Origin of the sequence: Sphingomonas astaxanthinifaciens DSM 22298 (assembly GCF_000711715.1) — a bacterium.
Lineage (GTDB): Bacteria > Pseudomonadota > Alphaproteobacteria > Sphingomonadales > Sphingomonadaceae > Sphingomicrobium > Sphingomicrobium astaxanthinifaciens_A.
The window spans coordinates 673,572-687,337 of record NZ_JONN01000001.1; the positions used below are offsets into that span (position 1 = coordinate 673,572).

Below are 13,766 nucleotides of genomic sequence, written 5' to 3' on the forward strand. Positions count from 1 at the left end.
GGGCTCAGCCGAGCTTCGCGAGGAGCGCCTTGACCTCGGCGCGACGCCCGGCGTCCCACACCGGTCGGTCGTGGTTCACCGGCGCTTGCAGCGCGCGCTGGAGATACTGGCGGGCATGGGCCTTGTCGCCCTCCTGCGCGAGGAAGTCGGCATAGAAGAAGTTGTTGTCGAGCCCGTGCGGGTCCTGCGCCAGCGCCTGCTCGAAGAAGCTCCGCGCCTTGGCGGTGCTGCCAAAGCCGATCGGCCAGCCGGGCACCTTGTAGTAGAGGACGCCGAGGCTCATCGCCGCGCCGCCGTCGGCGACCTTCGGATTGAGCGCATAGGCCTTGGCGAGGATGTCGCGGGCCCGGTTGGCGAGGCCGAGCTGGCGCAGCGTCGAGGCGCGCGCGGCCTCCTCGCTGACGACGATCCCTTCCCACAGCAGAGGCTCGGCGCGACCCGGATACTTCTGCACCACCGCGGCGGCCTGCTGCTCGAGCGCGGCGAGCTGGTTGAACTGCGCATCCTTGTTGCCGACCTGGTAGCGGATATGCGCCCAGCCGTTGTTGATGCGCATGACGGCGCTGTCCATCGCGGGATCGTTGCTGGCGAAGGCCGCCGTGCTGGCGAGGGCGAGGCCGAGGGCGACGATGCTCTTGCGGACGAGGGTCATGGGTCTTCCTTCTGTTGCGCGTTGGGGGGTCAGGCGAAAAGGGCGCGGGCCTTGGCGGTGGTGCTTTCGAGACCGGCGTCGATGAGCCGGGGGAACGCGCCGTTGAGGCGGGTGAACAGCCGCTCGGGACCGCCGAGCGTCACCTCCTTCCGGCGCCGGCCGATCGCCTCGGCAATGGCGGCGGCAACCGCTTCGGGTTCGTCGGCCTTCATACCGGTCACCTCCATGAAGCGATTGACCTCGGCGTTGTTGAAGCCGGTCCGGACCGCGCGCGGGGCGATGTGGGTGATGGCGATGGGCGAGCGGCCGAGCTCGCGGCGAAGCGCCTCGGACAGGCCGCGGAGGCCGCACTTGCTGCTCGAATAGGTGGCGAAGTGCGGATAGTTCACTGCGCCCATCACCGAGCCGATGTTGACGATCTGGCCGTGCCCGCGTGCCTGCATCTGCGGCAGGACCGCGCGGATGAGCGTGGCGGGTGCGATGAGGTTGACGACATAGCCGGCCCAGATGCTGCCCGGGTCCTGCCGTTCTATCGGGCCGAAATATTGCATGCCGGCAAGATTGACGAGGATGTCGACCTCGCGGCCGGCAAGGCTTCCGGCCAGCTGCTCGAGCCCTTCGCGGCTGCCGAGGTCGGCGAGGATGGTCTCGTCGCATTCCTCGCAAACGACCCGGTCGACGCCGACCAGCCGGGCGCCCCTCGCGCGCAATTCGCGGCAGAGCAGGCTGCCGATCCCACCGGCGGCACCGGTCATCACCACCATCTTGCCGTCAAGCCGCATGGGGCAGGCCCTCCAGCTCGATCGAGGCGAATATGCCGCCGAACAGGCCGAACATGTCGCGCGCCATGGCGATGATCGCGGCCTGGTCGGCGGGATTTTCGATCCGGTTCATCAGCCCCTGGAAGAAGACCATGTGATCCTGGTCGAGCGCGCCATGCGAATTCAGGTAGGTGAACGCCTTCTTGGGCAGGCCGAGGTTGCGCTCGACCGCCGCGGCGCCGTTCGACGCCATGGCGATGCTGGTCCCTTCGAGCACGAACACCATCCCGAAGAAGGCGGCGGGATTGCCGCCGCGGATGACCTGATAGGCGTGGTCGACCATTTGCCGTGTGGCTGGCGCGGGTGCGCTGGCGGCGGCGGCGGCGCGGTCGCCCCCGGCGGCGGCAATGTCGTTGAGGATCCATTCCTCGTGCCCGGTCTCCTCCTCGATGTAATCGTCGAGCGCCTCGACCAGCATCGTGTCGCCGCGCGCCGCGAGGCCCTTGCGCGCTTCTTCCATCAGCGGGACCGTGTGGCGGACGTGGTGATAGGCCTGGGTGAGATAGGCGATGTAATCGGTTCGGCTGATCCGCCCGGTCAGGCCCGCGATCAGCTGCGGGGTCATGGCGAAGCGCGCCTGCGCGTCGCGGGTCTCGGCGACCAGGCGGTCGAAGAAGTCGGTCACGTCATTCTCCCTGGGAAAGCTTTGCTCGATCGCCACGCGGCGCAGCCGGCCGTTGCCGGTGAGAAGGCCGTTCATCGGCGTGAACGGGGGGACCAGCCGGTGCGCGCCGACCCGGGCGTAAGCGGGCAGCGCCAGGTTGACCCGGGCGAGCGCGGCGGTGACGTCGGAATCGGGCCTCGCGGGAACGAGCAGGGCCTCGAGCCCCGCGCCGCCGTCGGAGCGAACCAGGGCCCGCGCGATGTCGGCCTCGGCGAGGAGCAGTCCCTCGACCCATTCGGGCGCGATGTTGCGGCCGAGACTGGTGACGATGAGATTCGACTTGCGGCCGAGGATGCGGAGCCGGCCGTCCGCATCGATCTCGCCGAGGTCGCCGGTAGCGAAGGGGCCGGGAGGCCGCATCTGTCCCACGAGCCCGAGGAACAGCGGACCGTCGATGACGATCTCGCCATCGTCGGCGAGGCTGAGCCCGTGGGCCCCGATCGGGCGGCCGACGCTGCCCACGGGACCGTCGGTGCTGTCCTCGAGGGTGATGACCGAGCCGGCCTCGGTCATGCCGTAACCCTGCCGGACCGGGAGGCCTAGGGCGCGCGCACGGCACAACAGGGGCTCTGGCGTGCGCGCGCCGCCGACCGCGACGAGGGTGAGCGCGGGGAGTTTGACCCCGCTCGCCTCCATCGCGCCGACGAGAAGGGAAAGATATTCGGGAACGAGGATCAGCGAGGTTGCTTGCTGCCCGGCGATCGCGCGGAGCAGCGCGGCGGGATCGGGGCGGAGCGGGTCGGCGAGGCCGATCGCCCGACCGGGAAGCGCGATAGTGGTCCCGCCCGCGAGGATCGACGCGAACAGGCCGGCGACCTGTTCCAGGAGAATCCCGAACGGGAGGACCGGGAGGTGGCGCCCGGCAAGCTCGCGGCCGAGGAAATCACAGACATGGTCCGCCATGGCGACGAGATGATCTGCGGACAGGCAGACGCCCTTGGGCTCGCCGGTCGAACCGCTCGAGAAGCTGACCACCGCAGTGCCCTCGGGGAGCGCGACGGGCCGATGATCGAGCGGCTGGGCGATGACCCGGACCGCGCCCGCCTCGAGCCGGCAGCCGATCACGAGCAGCGCCGCGCCGGCATTGGCGAGCGCGGCCTCGCGCTGGGCGGGGGTGAAGAAGGGCGGGAGCGGGATGACCGGCACGCCCGCCTCGAGCAGCGCGACCAGCAGCAGGGCGCTGGCGGGCTCGTGGTCGAGGAGCAGCCCGAGCGGGCGGCCGGGATGGATCCCGTCGGCGGGGAGGCGCGCGACCGTCGCCGCGACGATGGCCTGTGCCTCGCCCCAGCCGATCTCGCCGTCGGGGCCGACGAAGGCGGGGTTGGCGCGGCCGGCCGCGGCATGCGCGCCGAGCGCGGCGAGGAGCTTGCCGCTCATGCTTCGTCTCCCGCATAGGCGGCAAGCCGCGCACGGGCCGGGCCGATCAGGCCGAGGCAGACCTTGGGCGCGAGCTCGTAATAGCGTCCCCAGTCGGCCGCGCGCGCCCCGAGCCTGGCGGGATCGGCGTCGGCGATCTCGAGGATGTCGAGGCCGAGCCGGGCGAACATCAGCCGCAACGGCGCGGTCAGCACCGCCACCGCGACCTCGGCCTCGCCGGCGAGGTCGCGCGCGGTCCGCGCCCACAAGGTGACCGTGGCGCGCTTCTGTTCGGAAGCGAGGCCGCCGATCTCGACGATCGCCTCACGCGGGACGATCCGCTCGAGCCGGTAACTCACCGCCTGTTCGATCGGCTGGTCGAGATAGGTCTCGAGGAACAACGGTCCGCTGGCGGCGTAGCGCAGCCCGAGCACGGCCGCGGGGGCGGAGGCGGACGGCGGGGTGACGGACAGGAAGTCGGGGTAATCGGGCCGTGCGCTGGCGCCGTGGACGGCGGCAAAACGACGCTGGATCAACTGCTTCGCGGCGGCAACCTGCATGGCACTCCCCGGTGGTTCGGGGGTAAGACGCCATGCCGACCGGGGCACCTCAGCCGGGGCGGGAAATTTTTTTAAAAGTCTCGGCCGATCGTCATGCCCAACGTGCGCGGGCGGGGCGGGGTGCGATGCGGTTCGGCCCGCACCCGGAAGGGATTGCCGAAGGGAAAGACATCCGAACGGCGATTGGTGAGGTTGGTCGCCGACAGGCCGAGCGACCAGCCGTCCCGGGCGAGCGCGAGGCCGGCATCGGACTCGAGGCGACCGCGCGCGCGGCGGTCGATGGTGGGATCGAAGCTGAGGTGGGTCGCCCCGGTATAGCGAAGCCCGACCCGCGCCGTGCCGCGCCAGCCGGCGATCGAAAGCCTCTGCTCGACATCGCCGCGAAAGGCGAGTTCGGGCACGGCGGGGATCCGCGGATCGTCGATGTCCGCGCCGCCGCCGCCCTCGAGCCGGGCGGACTGGGCCATCGCCGACAGGTCGAGCCCGAGCCCCTTCCCGAGCGACCAGCGCAACCGTCCCTCGGCGCCGATGGTGCGCGCATTGCCGACGTTGCGGGTGGCGACGAGGCCGTCGGCCAGCAATTCGTCGGCCTGCGCATGGCGCCAGCGCTCGCCGTAGATGGTGAGGTCGAGCGACACGGCGGCGCCGATCCGGCTGCGCACGCCCGCCTCGAGGCTGAGCAGCTCGTCGGCGTCATAGGCCGGCCGGGTTGCGCCGCGCACGATGTTGAGACCGCCCGGTCGAAAGGCGGTGGCCGCCCGCGCGAAGACGGTCGTCGAGGGCGAAGGCTTCCAGCTCAGGCCGAGGCTGCCCGAGGCGCGAACCACGCGCCTGGAGCGCTGTTCGCTCGTCTCGCGTCCGCTGCCTTCGTCCTCGACCAGCGTCGAGAAGAGCCGGCCACCGGCGCTGAGGCTGAGACCGGCGCCGAGCGGCCAGCCCGCTTCGCCGAAGACCGCGCTCTCCGCCACCGAGCGCCGCGAGGCGAGCAGCGCCACCGGTGCCGGGTCGCTCCGCGCGACGATGGCGACGTCGGTCCTGGCCTGCATGAACGACGCGCCCGCGAGCCATTCGGGACCGTCGCCCGGCTTGCTTGCCAGCCGGACCTCCTGGTCGAGCAGGGTATAGCGCCGGCTGTCGTGGACGAGCGTCGCGCCGGCGGTGCCGAGGACGGGGGCGAGCGGCGAGGCGTCGAAGGCGACGTCGCTCTCCTGCCGGCTGAAACTCGTGACCGAGGTCAGCGACAGGTTGCCCAGCGAACCGCTCACCGTCGCCAGCGCGAGCGCGGCGTCGCTGTCATGGGGTTCGGGGAGACGGGCAGGACGGCGAAGCCCGCCAAGGCGACCGTCGAGATACTGGCTGTCGCGCATGTTGCGCCGCTGGACCGCGCCGGTGAGATCGATCCGCCAGCCCGCAGCGGGCCGGATCGCGAGCGACAGCCGCCCGCCGCCGAGCGCCTCGGAATTGACGTCGGCGCGGCCGCCCGCATTGTCGATCCACCCCGCGTCGCGCGACCGGTAGCCGACCGCCCGAAGCGCGACGCGCCCGGAGACGAGGGGCAGGTTGAGCATTCCGGTGAGGCTGGTCGAGAGGCCGCTCGAGGCGGTGACGGCGAGCCCCGCACCGGCCTCGGCCCGGGTCTCGTCCAGCGCCGCTCGGTTGGTGACGATCTTGACGATACCCCCCAGCGCGCCCGAGCCGTAAAGCGGCCCCTGCGGTCCCTCGAGCACTTCGACCCGGTCGATGTCGACCAGCGCCCAGTCGGGATCGGGCGCGTCGTAATTGAGCCGTCCCTCGTCGATCAGCACCGCGACGCTGCCCTGGTCGAAGCCGCCGAGCGGGCCGTCTCCGACCCCGCGAAGGAAATAGCGGTCCCGCCCCGGGCCGGTGCCGCTGCTGGTGAGCGAGGGCAGGGCCGCGGCGACGTCGGCGGCCTGGCCGGGCGCGCTTCCCCGCATTGCCCCGCGCATCGGCAAGAGATGTACCGTCGCGGGCACGTCGGCCAGCCGGGTCGGACGCTTGAGCGCGGTGACCACGATCTCCTGTTCCGGCAGCGAGGACGGCGGCGCGGGATCGCGCCCGGGCCCGACCGTCCCAGGCTGCGCGGGACCGCTTGCCGGCTCGATCCGGAAGCTTCCCTGTCCGACCGCAACCGCCCGCCAGCCGCTTCCTTCGAGCATCACGGCGAGCGCCTCGCCCGCGCTGCGCGCGCCGCGCACGGGGCGGGTGCGGAGCGAAGGGAGGCGTCCGGCGACGCCGATCGACGCCCCGGTGAGTGCGCTCAGGCGGCGGAGCGACTGGGCGATGGGGGCCGCGGGAAGGTCGATCGTGACCGGCGCGGCAAGCACCGGCGTGGTGGCAAGGAGAAGGCTAGCGGCCCCGGCGCACCAGCCGCTGCGCGCCGCCCTGCGACGCGACGTCGAGCGCCATGATCCGGGCGAGGGTCTCGGCGGGACTGACATCGTCATGAAGCGCTATGGTCCCGCTGAACGGCTCCCCGGCGATGGCCGGATCCACCGCGATCTGGCGACCCGAATAGCGCGAGACCTCGGCCGCGACTACCGCCAGCGGCGTGTCGGCGAAGCTCAGCCGGCCGGTCCGCCACGCACCCACGCCGGCCGGATCGACCGAGCCCAGCCGGACCGCGCTGCTTCCCGCCGGCGCGACCAGCGAACGACCGGCGGACAGGGCGACCGGCGTGGACAGGCGGTCGGAAGCGACGCTGAGCCGGCCTTCGCCGACCGCCACCTCGACCCCGCGCGCGTCGTTCACGGCGGTGAAGGTGGTGCCAATGTCGCGAATCTCGTAGCCGCCCAGATCGACCTTCATCTCGCGGCCCGGGCGGTGCGGGACGTCGAACCAGGCCGCGCCGCTCAGCGCCATTTGTGTGCCGCGGACCTCGAGCCGGCTGCTGGGGGCGAGGACCACGCGGGTCCCGTCGCCAAGCGCGATCGCGGCGCTCTTCGCGCCGGGCGCGGCAAAGGTCCGGGCAGGAAGGGGGGCATCGCTCGATGACTGGACCGCCAGCAGCAGCGCAAGTCCCGCCGCCACCGCGCCGCCGCCGAAGCCGGCCCAGCGGCGCCAGCGCGGCGCATCGTCATTGGCGGGCTCGGGCAGGCTCGATCCCTCGAGCAGGTCGGCATGACGGGAGAGGTCGTCGTCGAGCAGGGCGAGTTCGTCATAGGCCTCGCCATGGCGCGGGTCGGCCTCCAGCCAGGCGGTGAAGCCCGGCCAGTCGGCCTCGTCCGACGCCATGCGCGCGAACCAGGTCGCCGCCTCCTCGTGTACCCGTTGCTCGCTCATCGATCCCGTCCGGGTGCTGATGCCCTCGCCGTCGTTTCCCCGCAATGACGCCGTGCCCCGGCCATTACCGCAGTCCGCCAAGGTGACGGCGCAAATGGGTCATCGCCACCGCCATATGTTTCTCGACCGCACTTCGGCTGATCCCGAGCGATTCGGCGACTTCGCCATGGCTCAATCCCTCGAGCTTGTGCATCCGCAGCACCCGGCGGGCGCCCTCGGGCAGCGCGGCAATGGCCTCGGCCAGCCGGCGACGCTCGTCGGCGTCGATCATCCTGTCCTCGGCGCTGGGATCGGGGGCGGCGGCCTCGCCGGTCGCGGGAAGCGGTCCGATCTGCTCGCTCGTCCAGTCCTGCTCGCGCCGCGCCCGCCGCCGCTCCTCGCGCAGATGGTCGAGCACGAGGTTGTTGGCCATGCGATAGAGATAGGCGGTGGCATTGCCGATTTCGCCGCCTTCGGCTGCCCGGGCCTTCACCCAGAGCTCGCTCATCAGGTCGTCGGCGAGCGCGTCGCTGCGGGTGCGGGCGATGAGGAAACGGCGAACCGCCCCCCGCTCACGCGCCAGAACATCGAGCAGGCCGCTGGACAACGCCATCCGACGAGCGCTGACGGCAAATCCCGAAGGGGTCAACCGCAGGCCCGACGCGGACGGCCTGTGACCGCGTTCGATCCGGGGAGAAGGGAGATGGTGGACGCACTAGGGCTCGAACCTAGGACCCGCTGATTAAGAGTCAGCTGCTCTACCAACTGAGCTATGCGTCCATGCCGTGAGGCAGTGCGCTCGGCCGCTTGGAAGCGGGGGCGCGAGGGGGCCAATAGCGGCGCCTCGGGCGGTGCGCAACCCCTTTAACCGAGGCGCGAGCGGGTTCTTTGCTGGCGCTCGAAACTCATCAGGAGGCCAAGGCAGATCATCACCGTCATCACCGCCGAGCCACCATAGCTGATCAGGGGGAGGGGGATGCCCACCACGGGGGCGAGACCCATCACCATCAGGAGGTTGATCGCGAAATAGCTGAACAGCACCGCGGTCAGCCCCGCGCAGGCGAGCCGGGCGAAGCGCGTCGAGGCATTGGCGGCGACGCCCATGCACCAGCGCAGGACGAACAGATAAGCGAGGATGACGATCGTGCCGCCCAGCATCCCCCATTCCTCGGCGAGGGTGGCGAAGGCAAAGTCGGTGTGTCCCTCGGGCAGATACTGCAAATGGCTCTGGCTGCCTTGCAGATAGCCCTTGCCGAACAGGCCCCCCGAACCGATCGCGATCTTGCTCTGCGTGATGTGATAGCCCGCGCCGCGCAGGTCGCTCTCGGGATCGAGGAAGATGTCGATCCTCTTGCGCTGATAGTCGTGGAGCAGGAACTCGTAGATGATCGGGATCGCCGCGGCGACAAGCGCGCCGGGGACGAGGAACCAGCGCAGCTGCACGCCGGCGAGGAACATCACGGTGACGCCCGCGAAGACCACCATCAGGCCGGTGCCAAGGTCGGGCTGGAGGATGACGAGCCCCGCCGGCACCGCGATCAGCGCCGCCGCCGGCCAGATCGCGCGCAGCGAGCGCATGTCGCCGGCGGGAAGCAGGTCGTAGAAGCGCGCCAGCATCAGCGCGATCGCGGGCTTCATGAACTCGGACGGCTGGAGCCGGATGATCCCAAGGTCGAGCCAGCGCTGCGCGCCCTTGCCGACGAAGCCCAAGAGGTCGGTCAGCACCAGCATGACGACGATCGCGCCATAGATGGGGATGGTGACCTGCTTGATCCGTTCCTCGCGCACGTTGGAGAGCGCGATCGCGACCGTCATGAAAAGCACGAAGGCCATGCCCTGGCGCATCGCCCATGGCTCGATCGAGCCGCCCGCGGCCGAATAGAGGTTGATCAGCCCGAACAGGGCAATGCCGCTGATCAGGAAGATCAGCCGCCACGGCAGCCGGGCGAGCGGCTGGGGGATGATCGCGCTCGAGATCATGCGCCGCCTGCCTGTGCCCTGGCGGCGGCCTGAGCGGCAGCGGCGGCGGCCTTGATCGCCTCGGCCTTGCGGGCGGTGCGCTCGGCGAGCGTTCCGCCCCATTGCTTCTCGAAGGGTGCGAGCGCCGCCCACGCCTTCTGCTGGTCGAACAGATAGGTCATGGTGTCGCGGACGATCGGCGCGGCCGAGGCGGCACCGAAGCCGCCATGCTCGATGATGCAGCCGATCGCATATTTGGGTTTGTCGGCGGGCGCGAAGGCGATGAACAAAGCGTGGTCGCGCAGCCGCCAGTTGGAATTGGCGACCCCGCGAGTAGTGAGCTTGTAGACCTGCGCGGTGCCGGTCTTGCCCGCCATCAAGACGCCGTCGAGCGGGAGCTTGGACGCGACCGCGGTGCCGCTTCCGTTCACCACCGCCGCCATCGCGCTGCGGATCACCGCCAGCTGCTCGGAATCGGCGCCGACCACGGGCGCTTCCTTGCGCGGGCCGTTCAGCAGCAGCCGCGGCTGGATCAACCGGCCCGTCGCGAGCCGCGCCGGCATCACCGCCAGCTGGAGCGGGTTGACCAGCACATAGCCCTGGCCGATCGAGGTGTTGGCGCTGTCATAGGCCTGCCACTTGCGCTCGTACTTGCGCTGGAGCCAGGCCGGGCTCGGCATGGTCCCGAACCGCTGGGTGCTGAGCGGCAGCTCCGGGAATTGCTGGCCATAGCCCAGGGTGTGGACCATTTCGGTCCACTGCTCGGCATCGGTGCGGATGCCCATCGCCCAGAAATAGGTGTTGCAGCTGCGCTCGATCGCGGTGTGCATGTCGACCGAGCCGTGGACCGCGTCGCATCGGAAGAAGCGGTTGCCGACGCGCAGGCCGCCCGGACAGTGGACCCGCTGCTTGGGATCGACCCCCTGCCTGAGGAAGGACAGGGCCATGGCCGGCTTGATCGTCGAGCCCGAGGGATAGAGGCCCTGTGCGACCTTGTTGAGCAAGGGCAGGTGGTCGTCGTCGGACAGGGTCTTCCACTCGGTCCGGCCGATCCCGCTGGAGAAGCTGTTGGGATCGAAGGCGGGCATGGAGACGAAGGCGAGCACGTCGCCGCTCTCGACGTCGAGCGCGACGAGCGCGCCCGATTCCTCGCCCATCCGCCGCGCGGCATATTCCTGGAGGCCCGCGTCGATCGTCAGCTGAACGGTCTGGCCGCTGCGGTCGGGCTTGGGCTCGAGCTCCTTGACCAGCCGGCCCCCCGCCGTGACCTCGATCCGCTGCCCGCCGGGAATGCCGCGCAAATTGGGTTCGAGCGTCTTTTCAAGCCCCTGCTTGCCGATCTTGAAGCCGGGAGTGAGGAACAAGGGGTCCTTGGTCTTCTGATAATCCTCGGCGCTGGGGGTGCCGACATAGCCGACGAGGTGCGCCACCGCCGGCCCGGTCGGATAGAAACGCGAGAAGCCGCGCGAGGGCTGGACCCCGGGCAGTTCGGGCAGTCGCACGGTGATCGCCGCGTAGCGCTCGTAGGGCACGTTTTCGGCGACCTGGATCGGCTGGTAGGAGCGGGCGGTCGCGAGCTCGCGGGTGATCCGGTCCACCTCGTCGGGCTGGAGCGCGAGCAACTGGGTCAGGAGCGCGACGGTGCGGTCTTTGTCCTTGATCTGCTCCGGGATGATGTCGACCCGGAAGTCCGAACGATTGATCGCGATCGGCTTGCCAGCGCGGTCGACGATCCAGCCGCGCCGGGGCGGCACGATGATCAGCTGGACGCGATTGTCCTCGCTCAGCAAATTATATTTCTCGTTCTCGCGGATCGCGAGCCAGCCCATCCGCCCGATCAGCGTGCCGGCGATGGCGAATTGCGCACCGCCGACGACCAGCATCCGGCGCGAGAAGACGATGTCGGCCTGAACCTTGGTGAAGCGCCTCATCGCCCGAGCCTCCAGCGGTCGAGCTTGCTCGCGGTCCAGGCGGCGAGCGGGAAGGCAAGGACCGAGATGGCGATGGCGGGGAGGATGGCGACGAGGTCGTAGCGCGCGCCCATGGCGGCATCGACCTCGCGCCGGGCAAGCTCGGCGAGCGTCACCAGCGCCGCGGCGAGCAGCCACTCGAGCCAGTAATCGCGCCACATGGTCCGGCGGTCGAGGAGGTCGAGCGCGATCATCGCCGCGCTCCAGGTGGCGACGGACAGGCCGATGGGAAGCCCCAGCACGAGGTCGTTCCACAGGCCGAGCGGCGCTGCCCACCAGGCGGGAATGGCGTCGCCGCGCAGCAGCCGCCAGGCGAGCAGGAGCAGGAAGCCGGTCTCCGGCATCCAGCCGACCTGCGCCACCACCGGGATCAGCGGAAGCAGCGAGGCGAGGGCGACCGAGGCGGCGGGGATGACCATCGCCAGCCGCTTGGGCCCGCGGTCGAGGGCATTCTGCCGGCCGAGGGCGGAGCGGACCATGGCTAGCGCTCCGCCTCTTCCGTCGGTGCCGCCTCGGGCAGCGCCGCCTCCTCATAGGGCTTCTCGACCACCGCGAAGCTCGCATTGGCGGGATCGGCCATGGGAATGGCGATGGCCCCGTCGTCGTCGAGGCGGATGACCCGCGCGACCGGCACGTTGGGGGGATAGAGCCCGCCGGTGCCCGAGGTGACGACGATGTCGCCGGGTTTGAACGGATTGCGGCCGACCTCGAGCGGGCGAAGGTCGATGGTGCCGTCACCCCGGCCGGTGGCGATCACCGGCTGGTTGCCGCGCAGCAGGCGGGCGGGAACGATGTTGGCGCGGTCCGAGACGAGCAGCACGCGCGAGGCGAGCATGCCGGCGTCGACCACCCGGCCGATCAGCCCCGCCGCGGCGCGGACCGGCATCCCGACCGCGACCCCGTCGCCCGTCCCGGCGCTGATCACCGCGAACCGGCGCTCGCTCTCGAGGCTCGAGCCGACGATCCGTCCACTGGCCACCGCCACGACATTCCGCTCGCGAAGCGTCAGCGCGGCCTTGAGCTGGGCGTTTTCCTGGAAGATGGCGCGGGCCTGGATCGACTGGCGGCGAAGCGCCTGGTTCTCGCGGCGAAGGTCGCCGTTCTGGCGCGCCGCGTCCCAGTAATTGCCGGCCCCGCTGACCAGCCCGCCGACGGTGTCGGTGACGCTCCGGAGCGCGCCCGTGACCGGCGCGGTGGCGTCGAGCGCCGCCCCGCGCACCCCGGCATAGGCCGAGGGCGCGACGATGCTCAGCGCCAGCAGCCCCAGCCCGACCAGCAGCCCGGCGATGACCGCCAGGAAGCTGAAGAACAGGCCATATTGCGCCCGTCTCGACCAGCCCGGGCGCGCGCTAGTCGGCGGCGCCATCGGTCACCCCTTCGTTCAGGCGGTCTGGAGAACGCCGCGGAACTGCTCTTCCTCGAGCGCGCGGCCGGTGCCGAGCGCGACGCAGGTGAGCGGATCCTCGGCGACCGTGACCGGGAGCCCCGTTTCGTCGCGAAGCACCTCGTCAAGACCCTGCAGCAGCGCGCCGCCCCCGGTCAGGACAATGCCCTGGTCGCAGATGTCGGCGGCGAGCTCGGGCGCGGTGTTCTCGAGCGCGATGCGGACGCCCTCGACGATCGTGCCCACGGGCTCGCTCAGCGCCTCGGCGATCTGGCCCTGATTGATGCTGATTTCCTTGGGCACGCCGTTGACGAGGTCGCGGCCCTTGATGTGGACCGTCTTGCCGATGCCGTCGACCGGCGGCTTGGCGATCCCGACTTCCTGCTTGATCCGCTCGGCGGTGGCTTCGCCGATCAGCAAATTGTGGTTGCGGCGGACGTAGGAGGAAATGGCTTCGTCCATCTTGTCGCCGCCGACGCGCACGCTGGTGGTGTAGGCAAGGCCGCGCAAGCTGAGCACGGCGACCTCGGTGGTGCCGCCGCCGATGTCGACGACCATCGAGCCGACCGGCTCGGTCACCGGCATGTCGGCGCCGATCGCGGCCGCCATCGGTTCCTCGATCAGATAGACCTGGCTGGCGCCGGCGTTGGAGGCGGCGTCACGGATCGCGCGGCGCTCGACGCTGGTCGAGCCCGACGGCACGCAGATCACGATCTCGGGGAAGCGCAGGGAGCGCAGCTTGCCGCCGCCATGCACCTTGTGGATGAAGTGCTTGATCATCTGCTCGGCGACGTCGATGTCGGCGATGACGCCGTCGCGAAGCGGGCGGATGGCCTCGATCTGGTCGGGGGTCTTGCCCATCATGAGCTTGGCGTCTTCGCCGACCGCCTTGACCTTCTTCACGCCGTTGATGGTTTCGATCGCCACCACCGACGGTTCGTTGAGCACAATTCCGCGTCCGCGCACGTAGACGAGCGTGTTCGCCGTCCCGAGATCGATCGCCATGTCATGGCTCATCCACTTGAACCAGCGCGTCCAGAACATTCGCCCGCCTTTTCCCGACCAAAAAGTTGTTCAGTGACAACGGCGTAACGACTGGTGAATCCCACCGGAACACAGTG

12 protein-coding genes and 1 tRNA gene are annotated in these 13,766 nt (G+C 70.3%); all 13 read right to left on the minus strand.

Going from position 1 to position 13,766, the window contains the following annotated elements; all coding sequences use genetic code 11:
* Window positions 1–4: 4 nt before the first annotated feature.
* A complete protein-coding gene (locus tag BS69_RS0103345; protein WP_029940570.1) occupies window positions 5–652 on the minus strand; it encodes a tetratricopeptide repeat protein in 648 nt (215 codons plus the stop codon).
* A gap of 29 nt (window positions 653–681) precedes the next feature.
* Entirely contained in the window at window positions 682–1,434 is a 753-nt protein-coding gene (locus BS69_RS0103350) for an SDR family NAD(P)-dependent oxidoreductase (protein ID WP_029940571.1), read from the minus strand.
* Complete coding sequence (locus tag BS69_RS0103355; protein ID WP_037504355.1) at window positions 1,424–3,514, minus strand: AMP-binding protein; 2,091 nt, start codon at window positions 3,512–3,514, stop codon at window positions 1,424–1,426. The genes BS69_RS0103350 and BS69_RS0103355 overlap by 11 nt, the downstream gene beginning before the upstream one ends.
* The gene (locus BS69_RS0103360; protein WP_029940573.1) at window positions 3,511–4,053 is read right to left on the minus strand and encodes a thermostable hemolysin; all 543 of its coding nucleotides are present in this window, start codon (window positions 4,051–4,053) and stop codon (window positions 3,511–3,513) included. The genes BS69_RS0103355 and BS69_RS0103360 overlap by 4 nt, the downstream gene beginning before the upstream one ends.
* 71 nt (window positions 4,054–4,124) lie before the next feature.
* Window positions 4,125–6,398 (minus strand): TonB-dependent receptor, encoded by a 2,274-nt coding sequence (locus tag BS69_RS0103365; RefSeq protein WP_029940574.1) that lies wholly within the window; start codon window positions 6,396–6,398, stop codon window positions 4,125–4,127.
* Between the two features lie 22 nt (window positions 6,399–6,420).
* Complete coding sequence (locus BS69_RS0103370; RefSeq protein ID WP_051676501.1) at window positions 6,421–7,398, minus strand: FecR family protein; 978 nt, start codon at window positions 7,396–7,398, stop codon at window positions 6,421–6,423.
* A gap of 19 nt (window positions 7,399–7,417) precedes the next feature.
* Window positions 7,418–7,945 carry an RNA polymerase sigma factor gene (locus tag BS69_RS0103375; protein ID WP_029940576.1) on the minus strand — a complete coding sequence of 176 codons (528 nt, stop codon included), beginning with the start codon at window positions 7,943–7,945 and terminating at the stop codon, window positions 7,418–7,420.
* A 91-nt stretch (window positions 7,946–8,036) separates the two neighbouring features.
* Window positions 8,037–8,112, minus strand: a tRNA-Lys gene (locus tag BS69_RS0103380).
* An 84-nt stretch (window positions 8,113–8,196) separates the two neighbouring features.
* Complete coding sequence (gene rodA, locus BS69_RS0103385; protein WP_029940577.1) at window positions 8,197–9,312, minus strand: rod shape-determining protein RodA; 1,116 nt, start codon at window positions 9,310–9,312, stop codon at window positions 8,197–8,199.
* A complete protein-coding gene (gene mrdA, locus BS69_RS13075; protein WP_051676502.1) occupies window positions 9,309–11,222 on the minus strand; it encodes a penicillin-binding protein 2 in 1,914 nt (637 codons plus the stop codon). The genes rodA and mrdA overlap by 4 nt, the downstream gene beginning before the upstream one ends.
* A complete protein-coding gene (locus BS69_RS14395; RefSeq protein WP_051676503.1) occupies window positions 11,219–11,740 on the minus strand; it encodes a hypothetical protein in 522 nt (173 codons plus the stop codon). The genes mrdA and BS69_RS14395 overlap by 4 nt, the downstream gene beginning before the upstream one ends.
* Window positions 11,741–11,742: 2 nt before the next feature.
* A complete protein-coding gene (locus BS69_RS0103400) occupies window positions 11,743–12,627 on the minus strand; it encodes a rod shape-determining protein MreC (protein ID WP_029940579.1) in 885 nt (294 codons plus the stop codon).
* Window positions 12,628–12,642: 15 nt separating this feature from the next.
* Window positions 12,643–13,689, minus strand: coding sequence for a rod shape-determining protein (locus BS69_RS0103405; protein WP_029940580.1), 1,047 nt, complete (start codon window positions 13,687–13,689; stop codon window positions 12,643–12,645).
* Window positions 13,690–13,766 lie beyond the last annotated feature (77 nt).

Coding starts and splice junctions, on each gene's coding strand:
- mrdA (WP_051676502.1), bottom strand. CDS start 11,222: ATGAGGCGCTTCACCAAGGTTCAGGCCGACATCGTCTTCTCGCGCCGG.
- BS69_RS14395 (WP_051676503.1), bottom strand. CDS start 11,740: ATGGTCCGCTCCGCCCTCGGCCGGCAGAATGCCCTCGACCGCGGGCCC.
- BS69_RS0103345 (WP_029940570.1), bottom strand. CDS start 652: ATGACCCTCGTCCGCAAGAGCATCGTCGCCCTCGGCCTCGCCCTCGCC.
- BS69_RS0103405 (WP_029940580.1), bottom strand. CDS start 13,689: ATGTTCTGGACGCGCTGGTTCAAGTGGATGAGCCATGACATGGCGATC.
- BS69_RS0103355 (WP_037504355.1), bottom strand. CDS start 3,514: ATGAGCGGCAAGCTCCTCGCCGCGCTCGGCGCGCATGCCGCGGCCGGC.
- BS69_RS0103360 (WP_029940573.1), bottom strand. CDS start 4,053: ATGCAGGTTGCCGCCGCGAAGCAGTTGATCCAGCGTCGTTTTGCCGCC.
- rodA (WP_029940577.1), bottom strand. CDS start 9,312: ATGATCTCGAGCGCGATCATCCCCCAGCCGCTCGCCCGGCTGCCGTGG.
- BS69_RS0103400 (WP_029940579.1), bottom strand. CDS start 12,627: ATGGCGCCGCCGACTAGCGCGCGCCCGGGCTGGTCGAGACGGGCGCAA.
- BS69_RS0103375 (WP_029940576.1), bottom strand. CDS start 7,945: ATGGCGTTGTCCAGCGGCCTGCTCGATGTTCTGGCGCGTGAGCGGGGG.
- BS69_RS0103350 (WP_029940571.1), bottom strand. CDS start 1,434: ATGCGGCTTGACGGCAAGATGGTGGTGATGACCGGTGCCGCCGGTGGG.